This window comes from Salinivibrio sp. AR647, assembly GCF_001995415.1.
GTDB classification, from domain to species: Bacteria; Pseudomonadota; Gammaproteobacteria; order Enterobacterales; family Vibrionaceae; genus Salinivibrio; species Salinivibrio costicola.
This window is the reverse complement of record NZ_MUFE01000010.1, coordinates 1-21,797: the sequence shown is the minus strand read 5'-3', so window position 1 is coordinate 21,797 and position 21,797 is coordinate 1. Positions and strand designations below refer to the sequence as shown.

The following is a 21,797-nucleotide window of genomic DNA, read 5'->3' as shown; positions in this document are numbered from 1 at the left end:
TGATGAACGCGTTATGGCGTGTATACACCAACACCAAGCTCGTTTTCGTTGCGCGTCTTCGCCATGATTTCGGTTGGCGAGACGGCGACACGCAAGTCCATATCTTTTTCGGTACGAACCAGCTCACCGCGGAGCGAGTTTGGCATCACTTCAGTAATTTTTACGTCAACAAATTGGCCAATCAAATCGACAGAGCCTTCAAAGTTGACCACTCGGTTATTCTCAGTACGGCCGCGCAGCTCCATAAGATTCTTACGCGATGGCCCTTCGACTAAGATACGTTGTTCGGTTTCTAGCATCATACGTGAATAGCGCATCGCTTGGCTGTTCACTTGCTGCTGCAAACGGTACAGGCGTTCTTTTTTCACTTGCTCTGGTGTGTCGTCAGGCATATCTGCCGCTGGCGTCCCTGGGCGAGGTGAATACACAAAGCTGAAGCTCATATCAAAGTCGATATCGGTAATCAGCTTCATGGTCGCTTCAAAGTCTTGCTCGGTTTCTCCCGGGAAGCCGACGATAAAGTCTGAGCTGATGGTGATATCGGGACGTGCCTGACGCAACTTACGGATCTTGGATTTGTACTCAATCGCCGTGTGCGGGCGTTTCATCATGGTCAAGATTCGATCAGAGCCACTTTGTACCGGCAAGTGCAAAAAGCTCACCACTTCTGGCGTATCACGATACACCTCAATGATATCATCGGTAAACTCAACCGGATGACTGGTGGTGTAGCGAATGCGATCAATACCATCGATAGCGGCGACATAGCGCAGTAAGTCAGCAAAGGTACAGATGTCGCCATCATGGGTCTCACCGCGATAGGCATTTACATTCTGGCCTAGCAGGTTTACCTCACGCACACCTTGCTCGGCAAGCTGGGCAATTTCGAACAGCACATCGTCGAGCGGACGGCTCACTTCTTCGCCGCGCGTATACGGCACAACACAGAACGTACAGTATTTCGAGCAGCCTTCCATAATGGAGACAAACGCTGTTGCGCCATCGGCACGCGGCTCAGGCAGACTGTCAAACTTCTCAATTTCTGGGAAGGTAATGTCCATCACTGTGCCGCTATCGCCACGTGATTGTTTTATCATTTCAGGCAGGCGATGTAGCGTTTGGGGGCCAAAAATGACGTCCACATAAGGCGCACGCTCGCGGATGTGATCGCCTTCTTGGGTTGCCACACAACCACCAACGCCGATCACCAGCTCTGGATTCTTGTCTTTGAGTGTTTTCCAACGCCCCAGTTGGTGGAATACCTTTTCTTGTGCTTTTTCACGAATTGAACAGGTATTGAGGAGGAGAACATCTGCGTCTTCTGGTTGTTCGGTCAGCTCATAGCCACCGGCAGAATTTAGCAGATCTGCCATCTTGGATGAGTCATACTCATTCATTTGGCAACCCCAGGTTTTGATCAGCAGTTTCTTAGCCATGTAACTTCACGCTCATTATTAATCTTATGGTCGACATTACCCTTTCAAGCTGTATGGTTTTTAATCAGTCAATCAGCTTGGCAAGCCGCGTATTGTACTGCTTTCCTATATCGCTGACCAGATCACAGGCTGGGAGAAATGGTGTCAATCTGGATAAGTGATTGAGCCGACGCCGCAAAACGAGATCGGAAAAGCGAATTTGCCCCCACTTTGATCGGATTGATATCGAATTCTCGTTTACCTTCAGTAGAATGCTGGCATTAACGGGACAAAGAGACAGTCATGAATCAATTTGAAATTATTATTGTCGGCGGTGGCATGGTCGGTGCCGCTGCCGCATTAGGACTTGCCCGCCAAGGTCGGCAGGTGGCATTGATAGAACGCCAAGAACCGGATCCTTTCCATGCGTCACAACCGATGGATTTACGGGTTTCTGCGATATCTCATGCGTCTGTCAGTTTGCTTCAAGACTTAGGCGCATGGGCCGACATTGAAGCAATGCGAGTCTGTCCCTATCGACGATTAGAAACCTGGGAAGCAGAAGACAGCCGTGTGTGTTTCAGTGCCGACCAACTCGAATTACCACAGTTAGGATATATGGTCGAGAACCGCTTGATTCAACTCGGCTTGTGGCAACAGTTTGCTCGTTTTGACAATTTGCACCTTGTCTCACCGGCCTCTATCACGGGTATGACGCAGGCGGGCGGTCTGCATCAACTCCAATTAGACAGTGGCGAAACACTAGAAGCGTCCTGGTTGATTGGTGCCGACGGTGCCCACTCGAAAGTGCGAGATTACGCGCAAATCGGTCTTACCAGCTGGGATTATCGTCAGCATTGCATGTTAATTCATGTCGAAACGGCCGCGCCCCAACAAGATATTACCTGGCAGCAATTCTTTCCCTCAGGGCCGCGGTCATTACTGCCATTGTGCGGCAACAATGCCTCATTAGTGTGGTATGACAGCCCGGCGCGAGTTCAACAGTTGTGTCAGCTCAATGCTGAGCAGCTTGAAGCCGAGATAGTGAGCCATTTCCCACCACAAGTGGGTGATGTCACCCCCATCAACTGGGGCGCATTTCCGCTAACGCGTCGTCATGCCCAGCAATACCATCGTAACGGCGTAGTAGTCATGGGAGATGCCGCCCACACCATTAACCCGCTCGCGGGGCAAGGGGTGAACTTAGGCTTCAAAGACGTGAGCGCGTTGCTGGATGCCTGTGCCGATGCAGGCGCACAATGGCAAGCAGAGTCAACGTTAGCGGCGTACGAAAAAGCACGCCGTACGGATAACATGGTGATGCAAACCGGGATGGATGTATTTTATGCCGCGTTTAGTAACCGAATCACGCCTTTAAAACTGGCACGTAATGCGGTGTTTAAACTGGCTGAACACAGCGGCCCGGTGAAAAAACATGTATTGAAGTATGCGTTAGGCTTGTAGATAAACGCAAAAAAGCCCACTCCGGGAGTATACAGTAAAAACTATGTCTATTAGCGAGTGAGTGAGTAGAAGAGCTTTACTGGTAATGCCTTGACTAAGGCTTACAAACGTACATACTATGTATAATTGTGTGTACGTTTTTTTGTCCCTGAATGCTTAGCAAGGCGATGGTCTCACTGCGTGAAACCATCACCCTGCCAAAAGGGTATTTAAGGGAATGATGGTAAAGTAAAATAATAAAGCCACTCCTGACGCTCGCGCAGCTCACTACTCGCTAGGCATTTATGATTTTTCTTGACCATCTTTTTGGACACGTTTTTGGAAAGTGTATGTTAATAGTTTTGATAATTTTGCGTTTACGACTAGCCTGAGGTATCGCTATGAAAAGGTTCAAGACAAACTACTTCTCCAATCAATATTCACTTGTTAAGTTAGTTCAGGGGGTTAGTTTTACAACTAAATCTTCGATTCCATTTTTCTTCAGTAATTCATTGAGTTCTTGATCGGTAATAACCTTTCGAGTTCGAATTGCGCGAACCAGTTTAGGGAACTCATTACTACCCGTAATCTGATTGTTTTCTGAGGCAACATTAATAATCTTTCTTATATGCCCCTCCGAGAAATCAGAAACATAGCTCCTTGTTTCTTCCACCCAGCCGTTTGCGTCATAAAAATTATTGGAAAGAGCGTATATATCGATCATTCGATCGATTATTCTGTCATCTATATCAAATGGGATGATATCTCTTAACTCTCTCATTGTGGCTCTGCCTAAGCGTTTTTCGGCAGATTTCTGTAAAGGCTTATAGTTTAACAACTGTTCGAAGTGATCGAAATCTTCCGACGGAAGATCAGACACATATGAAGTTAGTTTAAGTTGTACCACATTGTCTAAGTATACCCATGAGTCATCAATGTTCACCAACAAGTCTATGGCATACTTCAATTCTTTGTCTGGCACTTGCTGAACTATCCGAGATAGATCTTTATTAAGAATTTCATCGTATTGCACTTTGTGTAGTATACCAATAGCATCGATAACTGAATGGATCTTCATTTTTAAAAGGGCATCTATTTCTGGGTCTAGTGCCTTTTTAAAAAGTACGACCATCACATTTCTCAAAAGGCTATGTCTTGGCTTAATAAGTGGGCTACTTTTGAGTGTTAACAGTATATCTTCCTTCCTTGTCGGAAAATACTTTGACTCTACTTCAGAAATTAAACGCTCTAGAGCATACTTGCCTTGTGAAGGTGGGAATTGAAGTAAGTGATTAACCGCTGACCTTATATGCAACCTCGCCAGCTCAGCCGATGGGTTGAATATTTCACCTTCGAGATTCATTGAAGGATGTGCGCAACGATTCCTATCTTCTTGGAGGCGCTCTAAGTCCACGCTTTCGGTATGTGAAATTAGCTCAAGCTTATCTCTGGCTACTTCTACAATTTCTCGTTCGAGTTGCAAAAATCTTGAGATGTCATTGATTCTCCTTGCTTTTTCAAGTTCCTCGACTTGTTTTTCAGCTTCTTTGTCACCTAAAGCCGATAGCTCTTTAAACTTATCAATTAGATCGAAAGTGACTGCAATCCATGTAGAAACTATGGATGAACGAAATGCACCTGATTTGTAACATTCAACAGCTTCTTTGATATACTTTTTGGCCTTATCATCCCGACACTTCAAAACAAGCTCATCAAGATCTGCTAATGGTGATGCCATTTTTTTTCCTATGTTCTAACACAATTTCGATAACGTCATACTAAAGACGTTAGAGTAGCTTAGTCAAAGAAGAAATTACCTTTATGTAACAACTGTCTATCGTAACGTACTTAAGCCAGTATGAGTTCAAAATGCTTATTTCAGTAGCTCTTTCAGGTAACTATTCCGCCTGTGAGAGTGACTCGGTGCTTCGGTAATACGCTTCATATCATCGCTACTCCCAACGATATGAATTTCTCTTTCCGCCCTAGCTTTGCTTTCGCCAATACCCTTGAAGTCACTTTCTCTGGTGATAAAGCGTATCAGTTGCTCACTTGTTTCGGGTAAAGTGCATTCAATACGCTTGGGTGATTCATAAGTGTGCTGATGCATTACATAATCACCCATCTCCATATCTTCTATCTGGCGAGCACCTTTGACTGACCAATGCTGACCTAGCGTTGGAAGCACAGGGATGCTATCGGGGTCGGCTTTGATGGTGACGTAATACTTCCCACTATTGGTTTTGTAAGAGTCTTTCGCCAGCGGTACACCGCTGAATATCACCATCTTGGTCGATCGATAAGGGATACTGGTGACACGCATTTGGTCTTCATACAAAGCGGTATTCATCGTGGCATCAACCCCATTTCGGATAAGGTTTCAGATAGCGCACAAAAGCGCTCAAGTCGCTTTTCAATCACTTTAACCTTGGCTTTTAATTCAATGTTCTCAGCCTCTAATGACGACACCCGCTTTGAGTCGAGAAGCTTACGGTTGGCGGTATTATCGTAGGCTTTAGGCTTATCCGCATTCTTCTGGGCAGTCTCGGTTAAAGGTGGCAGGACTGTCGGTAGACATTAAAGTTTGGAACTGTGACATTAAAGTTTGAAACTGTACCACTAAAGTTGAAAACTTTTTAAACCCGGTTAAACTGATTAAAAGTTGACCGGGTTTTTGTTATGGCAAAATCAAAGTACGTTTTAACTGAAAAGCAGATCATCAAGCGGATAAGTGAAGGCCGAGGTGCAGGAAGGCTTTCTGGCTATAAGCCGTGGCTGTATGTCAATGAGGTTCCTTCAGAAGGTCGATCTCAGAGAGTTTACTCTCACCTAACGGGGCGGATTCATCATGTACTATCGGATCTTGAGTTCGCAGTCTTTCTCCTTCTAGACCATAACCCTGCCGTAACAGACATTCGTGAGCAGTTTCCACTCAACAGAGATGACACTCTCAATATTTCCAAGGACGGTCAACTTTGGCACCCTTCGCAAGGAGGGGTAAATCTTGTCATGTCCTCTGACTTTTTGGTTAGCACCGCTTCTAAAACTCAGCCCAAGTTCGCTATTCAAGCAAAATATTCCAAAGACTTAAAAGATCCGAGAACTATTGAGAAGCTAGAAATAGAACGCCGTTATTGGCAGCTAAAAAGAATCCCCTGGTTCCTCGTAACAGATAAAGAGATAGACAAAACAGTCGTATCGAATATTGAGTGGTTATACGGGGTTAAGGGGTACTTTGATGAAGTAATAACGGATGAGCTATCGCTTACTTTTGGGCATATCAGTGCTTATTTTGTTCAACACCCAGAAAGAAAAGTCGTTGATCTGTGTAAAGAGTATGACATGGCATACCAGCAAGATCTTGGTCAGTCGCTTTATGATATTCGTTTAATGTGTGCAGCAAGGCTTATAACGTTCGATATTCGTTTACCATTTCATCGTTTGAAAGCGAAAGAAATTGCGTTTAGAAGCGTTTCTTTGTTCGGGGGGCATCGTAATGTGGCCAGTTAACGAAACTCTAGCGTTTGACGGTAAGGCTTACCGCGTGCTTTTTACCGAGACAAATTACTTCTATTGGATTGCTATTGATGAGGATAAAGGTTTACCGGAAAGAGTCTATTTTGATGAATGCCGTAACTGGGTTGATGAAGGGCGTATAGAAAAAATTCCGGACCCTTATTCATACCTTCAAGGAGAGTCTTGGACCAAAGAGTCAAATGCATATCAGAAAAGGCAGAACGACTTTGATTTGATTAAGCCTATCGTAGATGGTGAAGGAGCATTTGACAAAAGGGTTCGAGCAAAAAGGGTTAGTCATGCGGTTGCCAATTCAAATAAAACCAAATCGACCATCTATCGTTTAGTTCGGAGATATTGGCAGCGTGGACAAATAAAAAATGCCCTAATACCAGACTACAAAAACTCAGGCGCTGCCGGAAAGAGAAGAAACTTCACAACAAATAAAGCTGGTAAGTCTAGGGTTTACGGTGTCGGTGATGGCAAACAAGTCACTGAAGAAATCAGAAAACAGTTCCGAATTATTTGTGATAAATATTTGATGAATGATAAAGGGAACTCCGTTGCTTATGCACATAGAAAGTTTTCAAAAGCATATAAGTTAAAGAACCCAGGTGTTGAAGAGCATGAAATTCCAACACTCCGCCAATTTAGATACTTCTACAAAACCGAGTATAGCAATGTCACAAAGCTTACCGTTCAAACACCTCAAGGCAATTACAATAAAGATGTTAGGCCACTACATGGAACTGCAACCGAGCAAGCTTTAGGCCCAGGGAGTCGATATGAGATTGATGCCACCATTGCAGATATTTACTTGGTCGATGATGACGATGCAGACAAGGTTATCGGTCGGCCGACGATTTATATGGTCATTGATGTTTTTAGCCGTATGGTTGCAGGGTTTTATATTGGCTTCGATAACCCATCTTTCCCCGTTGCAATGAAAGCACTGATATGCAGCTTTAGCAGCAAAATAGAAACTTGCGCAAAATATGGTATCAATATTTCAGAAGAACAGTGGCCATGCATAGGCATTCCCGATGTGTTGCTGGCTGATCGTGGCGAATTGATGAGCCATCAAGCAAATTATTTGGTTGATGCTATTGGTGTTCGCCTTGAAAGTGCTCCACCTCGAAGAGGCGATGCTAAAGGCATTGTCGAGAGATCATTTGGTACATTGCAGGCTAAGTTCAAGCCCTATATGCCAGGTGTCGTAACTGGTAACAAGGTTAAGAAGCATGGTGAAAGAGACTATAGAGTTGAAGCTGCTGTGGCGAGATCAGACTTTATTGAAATACTGCTCTATTCAATACTTGCTCACAACTTAAACAAGCCATTGGATAAGTACGATCGTGCTCCTGATATGCCAGAAAGCCTTCCATCGATCCCTATTGAGCTTTGGAGGTGGGGCCTACAGAATCGTACTGGGCGTTTACGAGCTATTGATACGGATATTGCAAAAATACTGCTGTTACCTCGTCAAAAAGTCACTGTATCTGAATTGGGCATAAAGTTATGGGGATTAACCTACACAGGAAAAGAAATTATTCAGACAGGTTGGATGCACCGTTCTTCGGAAGTGTCTAGACCTAAAAAACTATTTGCAGCCTATGAGCTTGGTTCTGCTAATCACATATATCTGTTTCCTGAAGAAGGAAAAAATACATTTTTGGTTTGTGATCTTTCTAGTCGAAGTAGAGAGTTCCGTGATCTAACTTGGTATCAAGTATGGGAGCGTCAAGCAGATCAAAAGCAGATTTTAGCTGAAGCTAAGTATCAATTTGCACCCGTAGAACGAGATTTTGATGATCTTCTTGAAAAGAAACTGAAGAAAGCTACAAAAAATCGTAAAACCAGTACATTGAGCAACGCGCAAAAGATAAATGACATCAAAGGCAATAAACGGAATGCGCGAGAGCAAGAGAGAAAGGAACTAGCAATACAGCCCGCGAGGGCAAAACAAGAAGAAGTTGCACCGGTTATACCTATACATGGAGAGGAGGAAAGTTATCAACTGCCTGACTTCATACCGGAGCTCTTTGATGATGAGGGTGATAGCTGATGAAGAGAAATCAAGATCATCGTGTAGTTGCAGTCTATCAAGGTGCAACACTCTCAGCTTATCGAGGTAACCCGCTGATAGAGGCACTACCACCAATAAATAGTTTCTTGGACGACTCGAGTGCTCTAAAGGGCTCGTTGAGGTGTACCGCAGAAGATATCCATCGAAATGGTATTGAAAGAGCGCATAGTATCTGTCGTGTTATTGATGATTTTTTTCAACCCCTCAGTCAGCACATACAGTTGCACGAACGACTGTCACTGATGATACGGCGTGGTTATGTTGGAAGAAACCCCGAAACAGGTGATTGGGCAAGACATATACAAAATGGTTACGAACGTGTATTAACTGGTGATTTAAAGGCGATAAAGTTCACGGAAGTTAGTTCTACAGCCCAAAGTATGACATTGATTGGATGTAGCGGTAATGGCAAAACAACAGCGATCAAGCAGCTTTTGTCGTTATACCCTCAAGTTATTTACCACCCTGACAGAAACCTTGAGCAAGTCGTCTATCTAAAAATTGACTGCTCCCATGATGGATCACTTAAAGAGCTGTGCTTGAACTTTTTTCGTGCGATGGATAGAGCGTTAGGCACATCAAATTACGAAAGACAATACTCGATGAGCAAAAGACCGAGTATTGAAACACTTTTAGCAGCAATGGCTCAGGTTGCAAATGCTCACGCAGTAGGTGTTCTTATTATTGATGAAATACAGCACCTTAGTCGTTCTCGCTCTGGTGGCTCTGAGAAAATGCTCAATTTCTTTGTGACGTTAGTAAATACCATTGGTCTTCCTGTGATTTTGGTCGGGACACCACGAGCTCGTGAGATATTTGAGGCTGATATGAGATCTGCAAGGCGAGGCTCTGGTCTTGGAGCGATTTTTTGGGATCCAATGGAAGAAGGAAGAGAATGGAAAGCGCTCACGGATAAGTTATGGACTCTTCAATGGCTACAAAAACGTGATGAGGTGCTGTCGGATGACATTCGTTCTCTATGGTATGACCTGAGCCAAGGTGTTCTAGATATTGTGGTTAAGCTATATGTCTTGTGTCAGTTGAGAGCAATAGCGACAAAAGTAGAAAGGATCACACCTAAATTAATGCAACAAGTTTATGAGGATGAATTAAAACCTGTTCATCCAATGCTAGCAGCGCTTCGCTCAGGTGATGTTGAAGAAATGATTAAGTTTTCAGATCTTAAACTAAGCAATACTGATAAAAGGTTACTTGAGTTACAAAAACAGGTAGCAACAACTGTTAAGCAGACACCAGAGGAGTTTGCATATCAACAGCTCAGAACCGATGAAGAGCGACGTGTATATATGGCCCTAAAAGACGAGTTTGACTCAACACTTTTAGCTCCTGTAATACGACAGCTGTTTGACCTGAATCCAGATTTGACATGGGTCAGCTTACTGCCACTGGTACATGAGCAACTCACTAACCCTGAACAGTTACTATCTAAAAAAGAGCCTAAGCCAAGTAAAGGCAAGAGGGCCTCCTCAATTAAACAGGCGCAATGGCATACCCTTGATAGTGAGGATTTGAGGTTTGTTCACTCTCAATCTGATTCTGATAGCGAAGTGTACACCGCAATGTCAAATTCGGGTCTGATTCTAGACATTCAGTCATTACTAGAAAAGGCGGTTTAATATTGCGTTGCTTCCCTGTCCCTTACCCAGATGAATTAATCTATAGCTTAGTAGCTAGAGCTGGAATTCGCAGTGCGATAACAAGCTCTAAACAGCTACTAGATGAAGTGTATGGTGACAGAAAAGTGATTGCGACAGTTGACCTGCCTAGTCATTTATCTTCAATATCAGAGCAGCTAGTTAACACGGGACGATTTGACGTCCAACAGCTTATTTATGAACATACAATGTTCCCGATTTACGCTCCTTTTGTTGACGAAAGCATTAGGGTTAGAGCGATGGAGCGAATGGAACATTGCGCTAAGGGCTCTGTTCATCTAATGCTAGGAGCCCCAGCTTCTATTGTAAAAACATCAGATGATTTTTGTGTTTGCCCAGCTTGTGTCGCGGAGCAAAAACAAAAATTTGGGGAAAGTTATTGGTCTAGGTTGTGGTTTTTACCATCCTTACCTTATTGCCCTGAGCACGGCCTTCTGAATAAATCGACAACCTCTTACCATGATAGTCGGCACACGTACCATGCATGTGGCCGAATACAATGTCAGCCCTTTTTATGTAACCACCAGAATATAACAGAGCAGCGGTTTGCTTACTTAGCGAGCAAAGCTAAAGAGGTAATGTGTTTACCAGCCCAAGGCTCCCCGACTCAGCATCAATGGAGCCTTTTCTACAATCATCTAGCACACGACTTTGGGTGTGGAAAAGGCCCTAAACAGGTTGCTCACGATAAGATTGCGGACTTAGTTGTAAGCAAGATCGTTACCCCTGAGCTAACCATCAATTCTGATAGAGATACTAACTGGCTTCGCACGTTATTTCGCCGTCATCGTAAAGCTTTTAGCTATCTACAGCACTTAACGGTTTGGTGTGCTTTTATTCCTGAAATGTCGGCTAGTGAGATCATAAAAGAAGTAAAATCAAAAGATAAAGTGACGGTATCGATCCCGAAGGACAATGCTCAGCTTGTGCCAAATCCAAGTGAAGAAAAACGTGAGCTGTGGCGTCACTTCCCGGTTAAGAGAGCACGCAAACTTCCTGGTGGTGGTGCACTGTATGCTTGGCTGTACCGAAATGATAGAGATTGGCTATTAGCTTTCAATCGAGTCCATCAATCCCAACCTCATGTAAGGCAGAAAAAAGTAGATTGGAGAGCAAGAGACCGATCACTAACTAAGCAGCTTATTAGGATTGTAGAACGATTAGATACTGTTGTTGATGGTCCTCGAAGAAGCAAAAATTTCTTACTTAAGCAGCTAGATGATTACGGTTCGGTGAGCAAAAAACTGAACTTATTACCCTTGCTATCTTTTGCTTTGAATCGGTATCAAGAAAGCGTCTTTGAGTTTTAAGCTCGTCGGCTAGTCATAGCTGTAATCGCAAAATCAAAAACAGGTTCAGGAATGAGTCGCTGGCAATTGATGCGTTCAGCAAGCCTTCCTAAAGAAAGAATAGTGCCAATTGTCGACGACTTACTTGGCTGGGTAGCCACGGGATCAAATCTAAAATAAGGATGTACTGATGGGAGCGAGGTTTTACAAGTGTGATGATGATGTGCGTGTAGTTCATACTGGTAAGATATTGGTGCGGGAAAGTGATAAGTCTTACCGGCCTTTAATTGAGGTTTGGTGCTATCCCCCACAGCAGAAAAATAATTTTCATGCGACTGCATTTTCTAACGTTCCTGCTTTGTATCGAGGAAAAATAATTAATCAAAGAAGGTTATCAGAAAGTTACGCTAAACGAGGGCGTCATAAATTTAGAAGTAATGAGCTCCTTCGACACAGTAACTTGAGTGAGTTCCCCGACTCAGAGTCAGCAGAGTCTTTGAGAAAGAAAGAGTCAGCGCAACATGCATTTGTATTAGACCGAGGCGCTGCCCCTAAACTGATTATTCCTCAGCTAGAGTTGGCAAGGGTCCTATTTTATGCCAGCTCTTACTTATCGCGAGCGTCATTAATGTCTTCTCGTTTGCTTACAGACTTCAAGGTCGAAGTTAACACCAAGGAGGACTATGCCAATATCGAAGTGTTGCAAACATCAAACTTTCCTCCTTCGGCATTCAATGATTCAGCAACAAGAGCAATGTTGAGCTGGTTACTTGTTGATAGTAATGCAAAGCGTTCATTTGAGTCGATTTTTAGATATTTCAACGTCGAAAAGGACCGAGATGTATCTGCGGGGTATAAGCGTTGGCTATTTCACTTCGATCCTCCCCAAATGGCTGGATGGTCTTTCGAATACGAAGGCAGGCTTGATGCAAGTGGCCGCTACTTTCTGGTTGAAAAGATCACGGATATTGAAATTAATGCTCAAATGCCGTCTAGGGTCTATTTCCATAACCCGTCTTTTACGCATCCAGATGAAGGCCAAGAGCCAACCATTGGTGGCAAAGGCCCTGAACCATACGAGCGTCCAGAAGATCATATTATCGATGATGATCGTGAGGCTTCCGATGCTAACCATGCATTCTTACTAGGTGAAAATACCTGCTCAGTAAGGTTTAAAAATCGTTTTTCAACGTCGAAAGCAACAACCCCCAAAAGGAGTCATCGGCCAGATAGTAGCAAAGATGCAGCTAAGAAAGCTGGTGATCAGGTCAGTACCAATGAGCCTAGTAGTAATGGTGAGATACCTTCGGCAGACATGGGAGGAGGTATGCAAGATTGCACTGATCGATCGGAGGAGTATGCTTCTCGTTTTACGGCCTTTAACATGATGGTGCAAATGCTAGAGGAAAAATACGCCTGTACAATCATTGACTCGTACACTCATGAGCTGGATCAGGTTGGACGTAGTAAATGCCACTTGATTGACTCTGATGCAAAGAGAACGATTCGTTGCGTTGTCGTGGAGCGAAATGGTCGTGTGAATTACTTGCTCGAAGTTGATGTAACAGGCCTGAGTAAATGGATCTCCACAAAATGTATACGGCAGATTGATACTCGCAATTGGAAAGAGCAGTTTTCTCGAATCAAAAAAGGCGTAGTGACAAAGTCTCTGGGATGGCCAACACAAGAAATGGATGCCATGTTTGGCTTCAAAAAGCATATTGGTATATCTCACCCTAAGTCAGTAGAGGGGCACCCGACAGGTATTCCAACTGAATCTATCTTAGACTGGGCTGGGAGGGTTGCTGAGAAACTCTAGTGTTTTTAGCTATGTGGTTAAGTGATTCGTGGCACTATCTGAATCCGAAGTGTCGAGTAGACGACACCTGTTACCAAGTGTCGTCCCTCTAAGAACCCAGCGTGCAACTTTCACCGCACTAGGCTCAAGCCTTCACGAAGGCACCGATTGGCACCCAGCAACTTATAAAGCAGCGARAGCAGGCTCATGCCAAGAGTTTCGGCATTGCTTCTTTGATTTTCTCTTAGCCAAGTATTCTTGGTATTGAGGATCAAAAGGCGTAGCGGCACTCCTGATTTTCACATGTCTCTCTATTGGTACCTTAGCTATTTGAAACAGATTGAACTGACAATCCATATTCATGATCTTCTGCCAACCGTGAAATTGCCATTGACCTTGACGGTTGATGAAGTATTTAAGGGCGATCCAAGTTCTAGATTTTGTTGGATGACGCCTTTTAGCCCAGTGCCATAGCGTATGGAATAGCTTGTGACCTACATATCCGAATACCTGTTTCGCAACACAGTGTCGATAGTAATTCGACCAGCCCCTGAGTTTCGGATTTATCAGCTTGATAAGATCGTTAACAGGGCAGGGCGAGCGCATGAGTGTTCATTTTTCAACCATCGTCGGTATGCCTGCGGCTAAAACCTTCTCTAAGAAGCTGGGATTCATGAGACAGCGCTTCTGTTTGGCCACCAAGCTGATCTTGGTCGGCTCTGCCCGCACCATGTTTGAGGCCATGTGTCGCAGACAGGCAAAGTTCGCGGCCCCATTGTCTTTATAAATTNCAGGGCGAGCGCATGAGTGTTCATTTTTCAACCATCGTCGGTATGCCTGCGGCTAAAACCTTCTCTAAGAAGCTGGGATTCATGAGACAGCGCTTCTGTTTGGCCACCAAGCTGATCTTGGTCGGCTCTGCCCGCACCATGTTTGAGGCCATGTGTCGCAGACAGGCAAAGTTCGCGGCCCCATTGTCTTTATAAATTTGGCAGGCGTCTTCACCCATGTTGACATCTAACACCCAGTGCATGGCTTCAATGCCCCAATGCGAGCGGATGGCACGGCTTGCCTCATCGGCAGTCAGTGATTTTGAGCTGATATAGTAACGATACTCCAGCGACATCGGACGCCCTTTTTCAACACGCAGAGACTCAACCATGACAAGGCTTTGTAGTGATCGCCAACGGGTAAAGTCGCCTAATAAATACGCTTTATCAAGCACATAGCACTGACGTGATTCAATACGACCGTGACCATATTCAAACTCGACATCGTCATTGAAGGTTCGACGTTGCTCACTGAATGCCTCAGTGATCGCGTTCGCTAGCTTGCCCTGGTTTTGTTTCACCGCTAATAAGTAATCGCCACCCTGCTCAAGAATCGTCTTGGCAATCGTCGTTTGGCAGGCCATGGCATCGATGGTGACCAGCGCACCGCGTAAATCGAGTAGGCGAATTAACTCGGGAATTGCACTGATTTCATTGCTTTTTTCTTCTGTCTTAAGCTGGCCAAGCACCAGATGATTTTCACTGGCATACGCACTGACCATGTGGATCGTACTACTTCTATCTTCACGGTTGTAAGAGCCTTTCAGCGTTTTACCATCGATCGCGACCACCTGACCATCCGTCATTTGATGGACGGCTTTCATCCAATCGATAAAGCAGGCTTGAAAGGCGCTCGGTTCAATCGTGGAGATGGCACGAGCGATAGTATCGTCGGCAGGAATACCGTCTTTAAACATGCCGTTATGCTTAAACCAATCATGGTGGCCTAGGATGTATTCCCGAATATCGTACCATCCTTTGGAGCCCGCAATAACGGCGCACAATGAAGCAAAGAGCAGGTCAAAAAGTGGGTAGGTTATCTTGGCACTCTGGCGGTTATCATCAACGGCACTGAAGTAGTCTTTAAATGTATCGATATCCACGGTATCTATCCCGAAATATTTTAGAATCAGCCTATATGATCACAGCCAGAGGTGATCGTCAAACCGATCTTTTTTTGGTCAAAAAACGTTCGCGATCTCGCCCTGGCTTTTCACCACAACAAAATCAAGTAGCCTTGCATTAATTGCGATGAATCCTGTGGCAATAAACGATAAAGAGCCGCCCAGTTAGCGCGGGCGGCTCATTTGTACTAGAAAACGTAAAGGGGNAAGAGCAGGTCAAAAAGTGGGTAGGTTATCTTGGCACTCTGGCGGTTATCATCAACGGCACTGAAGTAGTCTTTAAATGTATCGATATCCACGGTATCTATCCCGAAATATTTTAGAATCAGCCTATATGATCACAGCCAGAGGTGATCGTCAAACCGATCTTTTTTTGGTCAAAAAACGTTCGCGATCTCGCCCTGGTTAACAGGGATGGTTGCGTGCTTTTTGATGAGTTCGCGCAAATTACTCAAGAACAGTAGTGTGTTGGATTTGCTCGGTTTAATGAGCAACTTCCCTTTGTACTTCCTATGATTAAAACCTAGGAAATCAAAACCTCTGCTGATGTGAGTAATGTGCGTTTTCTCTTCGGAGAGTGTTAAGCCTCTTTCTGTTAAGAAATCAGCAATCAACGGTTTGATATCGTTCTCCAGTACTTCCTTTGAAGCACAAGTGACGACGAAATCATCGGCGTATCCAATAAAGTTGGCTCTTGCACCCTTTTTGAGTGCGGTAGACTTTATGCGTTGCTCAAGCCCTGCAAGAGTTATTAGCATCAAGGTTGGGGATATGACCCCACCTTGTGGCGTTCCTTCGTCAGTGCGATAGAACAACCCCTTGTCCATAAAACCAGACTTTAACCATTGTTCCAACATACGTTTATCGATGGCAATGTTATCCATCAGCCATTGATGTCCGATCTTATCGAAACAAGCTTTGATGTCACCCTCAAGAACCCATTGAGCCGATCGTTTCATAGCCAAGCACTTGAAGCACTGCGCTATAGCATCGGCAGTACTGCGGTTTGGCCTAAAACCATAGCTGTTGGGGTCAGCAAGACTTTCTGATACTGGTTCTAGTGCAAGAAGATGAAGCGCTTGTTGCGCTCTATCGACCATGCAGGGGATACCAAGTGGTCTGAGTTTGCCGTTTTTCTTGGGGATGTAGATACGCTTGAGCGGTTTGGCTTGATACGCTTTTCTGCTCAGCTGATTGACTGCTTTCATACGGCGCGTATCTGTGTTCCAGATAACGCCGTCTATTCCAGGCGTTTTACTACCTTTGTTTTGTGATACTCGCTTAACAGCAAGAAGCTTTGCTGAGCGAGAGTGAGTCAGTATCCATTGTAAGGACTTAGCCTTGCCGTATTTACCTTCTCTAGTTGCCTTTGCAATACGCATCTGAAGCTTTAAAACATGTGATTCAACGGCTTTCCAGTTTATGGATTGCCATTGAGCACTGTCAGGAGAGGCACTAATTTCTTTTGAAATCATCATTTGCTTTTCTCCTTGAATAAAGTTCTTCAAATTCTCTTGCAATGGGAGACCAGTCGGAAGTCAGCTCACTTTCGTGATCAGATAAGGATCTGTATCTGCACCGTTACAATGCAGCCTTCGCTTTTTCCAACATCCTATACCTGCATCACTATCGGCCACAGAGGCTTTCCCAGAGGGAGTGATACAGGCTTACCGTGTTCCGTATGTCGCGCAATGTCAGTTTAGATGCCCGCTATAGTGCGGAGAGTTCAACGATCACGAAAGAGCATGGGGCAATCTCTTTCCGACTCTCGTGCCTTTTGGCTACAGCGTATTAACCACTTCCGCTGTTCATCGATTAACGCACCTTACGCGGATTTACTTATGTTCATCATGCTGACTACCTAGCACTCACCCGATTTTGTGGTTATCAGGAGGATCGTCCTCTCACGATTTCAATCCCGATTGGCAGATACCAACCTTCGTTACATTGTCAGAGCCGCTACTTTATTCAGGCTCCTAGGTTCATCTGGTGATACAGATGGTTCACTCGTTAAGCGGTGAACAGCGCTTCATACGACCTCACGTCGCACGCCCCCAAATCATTTAGAGTTCATTACATTATTGTAATTAGCTCCCAATTTATTACTCATCAATAACATACCTCTTAAATTTTTTCTCAATATGCTTGACCTATGTCTAACACATAGGTTTTAAGCTACAACTAATACACATTGGTAACGAATTGGAGATAGTTATGAGTTGTTGTAACAAAGCCCCAAACGGTGGGAGCAGTGACCCTAAGTTGTTACTTAAACTGTTTATTGGGTTGTTTGTGATTATATTTTTAGTCGCATTTATTTTTGGCTAGCAACATAAAACGAATAAAGTTTCATGTGCGTTAAACCTTCAGAGGCATGGATTATGTTGACAACTGAAATTGCGAGAGCAGCAGGTGTGACTGCTGAAACAGTTAGGTTTTACACTAGAAAAGGCCTTCTTTATGCAGAGCGAGACCCCAACAATGGCTACAAGATGTACCAGCAAAGTGCGGTTAATCGCCTGAAGTTCATTTCTCATGCGCGATCTATTGGTTTTAGCCTTAGCCAGATTCAAGAAATCATTGATTACTCCGAGCAAGGGCTGACTCCTTGCCCAGCTGTGAGGCAAATGCTGACTGATAAAATCGTAGAAACCAAGCAAAAGATCGAAGAGCAACAACGCCATTTAGCCATGATGGAAGCAACTTACGCAGAGTGGAATGAAAAACCGGATATGGAGCCCAACGGCAACGCATTATGTTGCTTAATCGAGGACTGGTCTGAGAAGCACCATCAAGTATTACCCGAGGAAAACTAACATGAACACAACACAGTATTCTCTAGCACTTTCCGGCATTAACTGTGGCCGATGTGTCGCTAAAATTGTAGATGGGTTACGTGAAAGAGACCCTGATGTATCTTTCACTATTAATGATACGAAAAACAGAGCAGAGCTCATAACCACGTTGCTGCCAGAAAGCGCGATAGAAGTCCTTGCAAAGTTAGGTTATGCGGCTTCAATACCTACGCAACAAGAGTACCGTACATCAGTATCTAATGTTACTTGCCAACACTGTGTGGGTAAAATCACTCAAGCGATAGGTGCATTGGATGGTGCTGCTCAAGTGGTTGTTGATTTAGAAAATCAAACATTGGTTGTGAATAGCAGTTTGAACGGCAATGACATTGAAAGCGTATTAGTCGAACTGGGTTATAGCGATATGACTGATGACACGCAACCACAAACTACGGATGTAATTAAATCGAACAAAGTGAAAACAACACAGGCGTTGGATGTCAGTATCGAGCTGTCATTAATCGGTGTCACTTGCGCAAGTTGTGTTAACACGATTGAAGGTGCTCTTATATCGGTGTCAGGTGTCGACTCTGTTGACGTGAACTTTGCGAATCGAACGGCGACCGTGGTTTCAAGTCAGCCTGCCAGCGTACTAATTGAGGCGATACAAGGCGCAGGATATGACGCAGAAGAAATTGTCGATCAGGCGTTAGCAAATGACCTCAAAGAAGAGCGTGAATCTGAGGAGTATCGCTTTAAAGTAAAACAAAGCGTTATTGGTCTTGGTCTCGGAGTACCGTTGATGGTGTACGGTCTGTTCGGCGGACCAATGAATGTCAATACGCAATCTGAGCAGTTACTATGGTTGGCCTTAGGTTTAGTGACATTTTTCATTTTAGTCCGTGCGGGCAAGCACTTTTTTACTGGAGCTTGGAAGGCCTTTCTGAACCGTAATGCGAACATGGACACATTAATAGCGCTGGGAACGGGTACCGCTTGGCTCTATTCAATGGTGGTCGTTGTCGGGCCGCAGTGGCTTCCGGAAAGTGCAAGGCACCTCTACTTTGAAGCTACAGCCATGATCATTGGTTTAATCAATTTAGGACAGGCGCTTGAGTTAAAGGCTCGAGGCAGAACTTCGCAGGCTATCAAGCGTTTGCTTGATTTGAGAGTCAAAACTGCCATGGTGATTCGTGACGGCAAGGAGATGTCTTTATCGATTGAACAAGTTATCACAGGCGACTTGATTCGGGTTAGAGCCGGTGAAAAAGTCCCGGTTGATGGTGTGATTACAGAGGGCGAGACAACGATTGATGAGTCTATGCTCACTGGAGAGCCAATTCCTGTTGTTAAACAAGTGGGCAGCTCAGTGTCTGCCGGGACGATTAATGACCACGGAAGTTTCGTTTTTGAGGCGCAGAAAGTGGGCAGTGATACCGTTCTTGCTCAGATCATCAGCATGGTGTCGAACGCGCAAAACTCAAAGCCACCAATCAGCCATCTAGCCGATAAAGTGTCTTCAGTGTTTGTACCAACCGTGATGATTCTATCGATTCTGACAGCGCTGGTTTGGTATAACTTTGGCCCTCAACCTTCCTTAGTCTATATGATAGTGGCAGCTACCTCGGTGTTGATCATCGCATGCCCTTGTGCACTTGGTCTAGCAACGCCGATTTCTACTATGATCGGTGTCGGTAAGGCAGCCGAGTTTGGCGGGCTAATCCGAAATGGAGAAGCGTTACAAAGAGCCAGTGAGTTGGATGTCGTCGTACTGGATAAAACCGGTACGATTACTCAAGGTAAACCTGAAGTAACAAATTTTGTCTCGTTGTCAGATGATTCAGAGTTTCTGCCTCTGGTCAATGCTTTGGAGAAAGGATCTAACCATCCGCTAGCTAAAGCGTTAATCGCATTTACTCAAAGTGAGGTGCGTGATGAAGCGCGCTTACCAGAAGTGTCAGATTTCGAGTCATTAACCGGACTTGGTGTTCAGGCTCAGTATGCGGGTCAACGCGTGTTGCTTGGCAATCGCAAGCTGATGAAACAGTTTAACGTCAATGTTGAATTGGTTACAGAGCATGCATTGCAGTGGGAGCAAGAAGCCACCACAGTGGTGTATTTTGCGATAGGCGCTCAAGTGCAAGCGCTGTTCGGTATCAGTGACCCGATTCGAGATGATGCTCGAAGTGCGATAAATCGTTTTCATCAGCAAGGCATTCATGTCGTGATGCTAACGGGGGATAACCACAATACAGCGAAGGCGGTGGCATCACTCGCGAATGTTGATGAATATCATGCGGAATTGATGCCTGAGGATAAGCTTGACTGGATTAAACAGTTGCAAGCGAAAGGGCATGTTGTCGGCATGGTCGGTGATGGTATCAATGATGCGCCAGCACTTGCTCAATCAGACGTTGGTTTTGCTATTGGCAGTGGTACGGATGTCGCGATTGAAAGTGCCGATATTACCTTGATGCGCAGCTCACTCCACGGTATCTCAGATGTGATTGGGATCAGTACTGCCACAATGAAAAACATTAAGCAGAACTTGTGGGGGGCGTTTATCTATAACAGCTTGGGTATTCCTGTGGCAGCAGGGCTTCTGTTTCCGTTCACGGGTTGGCTATTAAGTCCGATCATCGCTGGGGCTGCGATGTCACTGTCCTCTGTTACTGTTGTAACCAATGCTAATCGCTTGCGCTTTTATACACCAGCTTCAGCCTCTACAACCAATGAGGAGTAATACTATGTTAGTCAATATATTAGGTCTTACAGCAATCGTGTTTATAGTCTGGTGGTTTTGGGGTAAGAAAAACGGCTAAGGTGACAAAATTGCCATGAACCCCTCCCCACTCCTGATCTAAGCGTTGCGATAAACTGAGTCTCAGTTAAACGAGTTAAAGTTATTTTGGAGAGCAAGAGAATGAAAAGCAAAAAATCAGATTGTCACAAGAATGGTCATCATAAAGGTCATGGATGGATGATGGTTCTATGCGCGTTATTAATGGTGGGTATTCCATTATTTATTCTCTCTTCTAGCCAAGAGATATTTAGTTGGGCATACCTTAGTAGTGCGATTGTTCCAYTAATCATCTGTTTAGCTATGCATGGTTTAATGATGAAGATGATGATGCCAAGTGAAAAGAAAGACTCCGAAGCCAACGAGCAATCGGTGGAAAAAATTGAAAACAATCAACAGTTCAAAGCATAAGTAAGGGTTAGGTGATGTTATGAAAAAGTTATATGTATCAGTGTTATTTAGTGGTCTAGTTGCGATGCCGGTGTTAGCAACAAGTTCCATCGATGATCAGCATCGACATCACAATGTCGCGCAAAATGAGAAAGTGCATGTTAAGCAATCTCACGCGGATAAGATGAAGGATCACGATAGGATGATAGAACACATGCAAATGATGCAAAGCATGAACATGGAAGACATGCCAGAAGAGTGCAAAAAAATGATGAGTAGCTGAACCAATGAAATACTCGTAATCAGAAAAAGAGATCCCCTTTACTTTTTCTAGTAAAAATGAGCCGCCCGCGCTAACTGGGCGGCTCTTTATCGTTTATTGCCACAGGATTCATCGCAATTAATGCAAGGCTACTTGATTTTGTTGTGGTGAAAAGCCAGGGCGAGATCGCGAACGTTTTTTGACCAAAAAAAGATCGGTTTGACGATCACCTCTGGCTGTGATCATATAGGCTGATTCTAAAATATTTCGGGATAGATACCGTGGATATCGATACATTTAAAGACTACTTCAGTGCCGTTGATGATAACCGCCAGAGTGCCAAGATAACCTACCCACTTTTTGACCTGCTCTT

14 protein-coding genes and 2 pseudogenes are annotated in these 21,797 nt (G+C 44.4%); 10 read left to right on the top strand and 6 right to left on the bottom strand.

All coding sequences use genetic code 11. The features are described from left to right. Positions 1-11: 11 nt before the first annotated feature. Positions 12-1,436, bottom strand: a complete 1,425-nt coding sequence (gene miaB, locus BZG76_RS12360) for a tRNA (N6-isopentenyl adenosine(37)-C2)-methylthiotransferase MiaB (protein ID WP_077461589.1) — start codon at positions 1,434-1,436, stop codon at positions 12-14. Positions 1,437-1,718: 282 nt separating this feature from the next. On the opposite strand from miaB, the gene BZG76_RS12355 reads away from it, so the two are divergent. Continuing rightward, on the top strand, positions 1,719-2,879 hold the full coding sequence (locus tag BZG76_RS12355; RefSeq protein WP_077461588.1) for a 2-octaprenyl-3-methyl-6-methoxy-1,4-benzoquinol hydroxylase: 1,161 nt from the start codon (positions 1,719-1,721) through the stop codon (positions 2,877-2,879). Positions 2,880-3,315: 436 nt separating this feature from the next. Here the strand turns inward: BZG76_RS12355 and BZG76_RS12350 are convergent, their stop codons facing one another. Together BZG76_RS12350 and BZG76_RS12345 are read right to left on the bottom strand one after the other, a co-directional pair. Then, positions 3,316-4,596 (bottom strand): hypothetical protein, encoded by a 1,281-nt coding sequence (locus BZG76_RS12350; RefSeq protein ID WP_198532348.1) that lies wholly within the window; start codon positions 4,594-4,596, stop codon positions 3,316-3,318. Between the two features lie 135 nt (positions 4,597-4,731). Next, on the bottom strand, positions 4,732-5,208 hold the full coding sequence (locus BZG76_RS12345; RefSeq protein ID WP_241824092.1) for a hypothetical protein: 477 nt from the start codon (positions 5,206-5,208) through the stop codon (positions 4,732-4,734). A 329-nt stretch (positions 5,209-5,537) separates the two neighbouring features. Here BZG76_RS12345 and BZG76_RS12335 point away from each other — a divergent pair, with 329 nt between their 5' ends. The 5 genes from BZG76_RS12335 to BZG76_RS12315 all read left to right on the top strand — a co-directional run bounded on the left by BZG76_RS12335 (position 5,538) and on the right by BZG76_RS12315 (position 13,244). Beyond that, complete coding sequence (locus tag BZG76_RS12335; protein ID WP_074375065.1) at positions 5,538-6,368, top strand: heteromeric transposase endonuclease subunit TnsA; 831 nt, start codon at positions 5,538-5,540, stop codon at positions 6,366-6,368. Next, positions 6,355-8,439 carry a DDE-type integrase/transposase/recombinase gene (locus BZG76_RS12330; protein WP_077461587.1) on the top strand — a complete coding sequence of 695 codons (2,085 nt, stop codon included), beginning with the start codon at positions 6,355-6,357 and terminating at the stop codon, positions 8,437-8,439. Before BZG76_RS12335 ends, BZG76_RS12330 begins: the two co-directional genes overlap by 14 nt. Beyond that, on the top strand, positions 8,439-10,097 hold the full coding sequence (locus tag BZG76_RS12325; protein ID WP_049845552.1) for an AAA family ATPase: 1,659 nt from the start codon (positions 8,439-8,441) through the stop codon (positions 10,095-10,097). Before BZG76_RS12330 ends, BZG76_RS12325 begins: the two co-directional genes overlap by 1 nt. Before the next feature lie 2 nt (positions 10,098-10,099). Then, positions 10,100-11,446, top strand: a complete 1,347-nt coding sequence (locus BZG76_RS12320) for a TnsD family Tn7-like transposition protein (RefSeq protein WP_241824091.1) — start codon at positions 10,100-10,102, stop codon at positions 11,444-11,446. A gap of 169 nt (positions 11,447-11,615) precedes the next feature. Further along, on the top strand, positions 11,616-13,244 hold the full coding sequence (locus BZG76_RS12315) for a Tn7-like element transposition protein TnsE (RefSeq protein ID WP_077461586.1): 1,629 nt from the start codon (positions 11,616-11,618) through the stop codon (positions 13,242-13,244). A gap of 162 nt (positions 13,245-13,406) precedes the next feature. On the opposite strand, the pseudogene BZG76_RS12305 reads toward BZG76_RS12315, so the two are convergent. From BZG76_RS12305 to ltrA, 3 genes and pseudogenes are all read right to left on the bottom strand, one after another. After that, positions 13,407-13,814 (bottom strand): annotated as a pseudogene (locus tag BZG76_RS12305) (group II intron maturase-specific domain-containing protein); the annotation flags it as partial. Positions 13,815-14,034: 220 nt separating this feature from the next. Continuing rightward, the gene (locus BZG76_RS12300) at positions 14,035-15,156 is read right to left on the bottom strand and encodes an ISAs1 family transposase (RefSeq protein WP_077461585.1); all 1,122 of its coding nucleotides are present in this window, start codon (positions 15,154-15,156) and stop codon (positions 14,035-14,037) included. Between the two features lie 425 nt (positions 15,157-15,581). Further along, positions 15,582-16,655 (bottom strand): annotated as a pseudogene (gene ltrA, locus BZG76_RS12295) (group II intron reverse transcriptase/maturase); the annotation flags it as partial. A 903-nt stretch (positions 16,656-17,558) separates the two neighbouring features. Here ltrA and BZG76_RS12290 point away from each other — a divergent pair. From BZG76_RS12290 to BZG76_RS12275, 4 genes are all read left to right on the top strand, one after another. Next, positions 17,559-17,993: a MerR family transcriptional regulator gene (locus tag BZG76_RS12290; RefSeq protein ID WP_074373100.1), complete on the top strand. Its 435-nt coding sequence runs from the start codon at positions 17,559-17,561 to the stop codon at positions 17,991-17,993. A gap of 1 nt (position 17,994) precedes the next feature. After that, positions 17,995-20,715, top strand: a complete 2,721-nt coding sequence (locus tag BZG76_RS12285) for a heavy metal translocating P-type ATPase (RefSeq protein ID WP_077461582.1) — start codon at positions 17,995-17,997, stop codon at positions 20,713-20,715. A 180-nt stretch (positions 20,716-20,895) separates the two neighbouring features. Then, complete coding sequence (locus BZG76_RS12280; protein WP_074373098.1) at positions 20,896-21,183, top strand: hypothetical protein; 288 nt, start codon at positions 20,896-20,898, stop codon at positions 21,181-21,183. Between the two features lie 19 nt (positions 21,184-21,202). Continuing rightward, positions 21,203-21,445 carry a hypothetical protein gene (locus BZG76_RS12275; RefSeq protein WP_074373097.1) on the top strand — a complete coding sequence of 81 codons (243 nt, stop codon included), beginning with the start codon at positions 21,203-21,205 and terminating at the stop codon, positions 21,443-21,445. Positions 21,446-21,797 lie beyond the last annotated feature (352 nt).

Bases quoted from the DNA above. Each gene is read 5' to 3' on its own strand.
- BZG76_RS12355 (WP_077461588.1), top strand. From the start codon at position 1,719: ATGAATCAATTTGAAATTATTATTGTCGGCGGTGGCATGGTCGGTGCC.
- BZG76_RS12315 (WP_077461586.1), top strand. From the start codon at position 11,616: ATGGGAGCGAGGTTTTACAAGTGTGATGATGATGTGCGTGTAGTTCAT.
- BZG76_RS12275 (WP_074373097.1), top strand. From the start codon at position 21,203: ATGAAAAAGTTATATGTATCAGTGTTATTTAGTGGTCTAGTTGCGATG.
- BZG76_RS12345 (WP_241824092.1), bottom strand. From the start codon at position 5,208: ATGAATACCGCTTTGTATGAAGACCAAATGCGTGTCACCAGTATCCCT.
- miaB (WP_077461589.1), bottom strand. From the start codon at position 1,436: ATGGCTAAGAAACTGCTGATCAAAACCTGGGGTTGCCAAATGAATGAG.
- BZG76_RS12285 (WP_077461582.1), top strand. From the start codon at position 17,995: ATGAACACAACACAGTATTCTCTAGCACTTTCCGGCATTAACTGTGGC.
- BZG76_RS12335 (WP_074375065.1), top strand. From the start codon at position 5,538: ATGGCAAAATCAAAGTACGTTTTAACTGAAAAGCAGATCATCAAGCGG.
- BZG76_RS12290 (WP_074373100.1), top strand. From the start codon at position 17,559: ATGTTGACAACTGAAATTGCGAGAGCAGCAGGTGTGACTGCTGAAACA.
- BZG76_RS12325 (WP_049845552.1), top strand. From the start codon at position 8,439: ATGAAGAGAAATCAAGATCATCGTGTAGTTGCAGTCTATCAAGGTGCA.
- BZG76_RS12350 (WP_198532348.1), bottom strand. From the start codon at position 4,596: ATGGCATCACCATTAGCAGATCTTGATGAGCTTGTTTTGAAGTGTCGG.
- BZG76_RS12330 (WP_077461587.1), top strand. From the start codon at position 6,355: ATGTGGCCAGTTAACGAAACTCTAGCGTTTGACGGTAAGGCTTACCGC.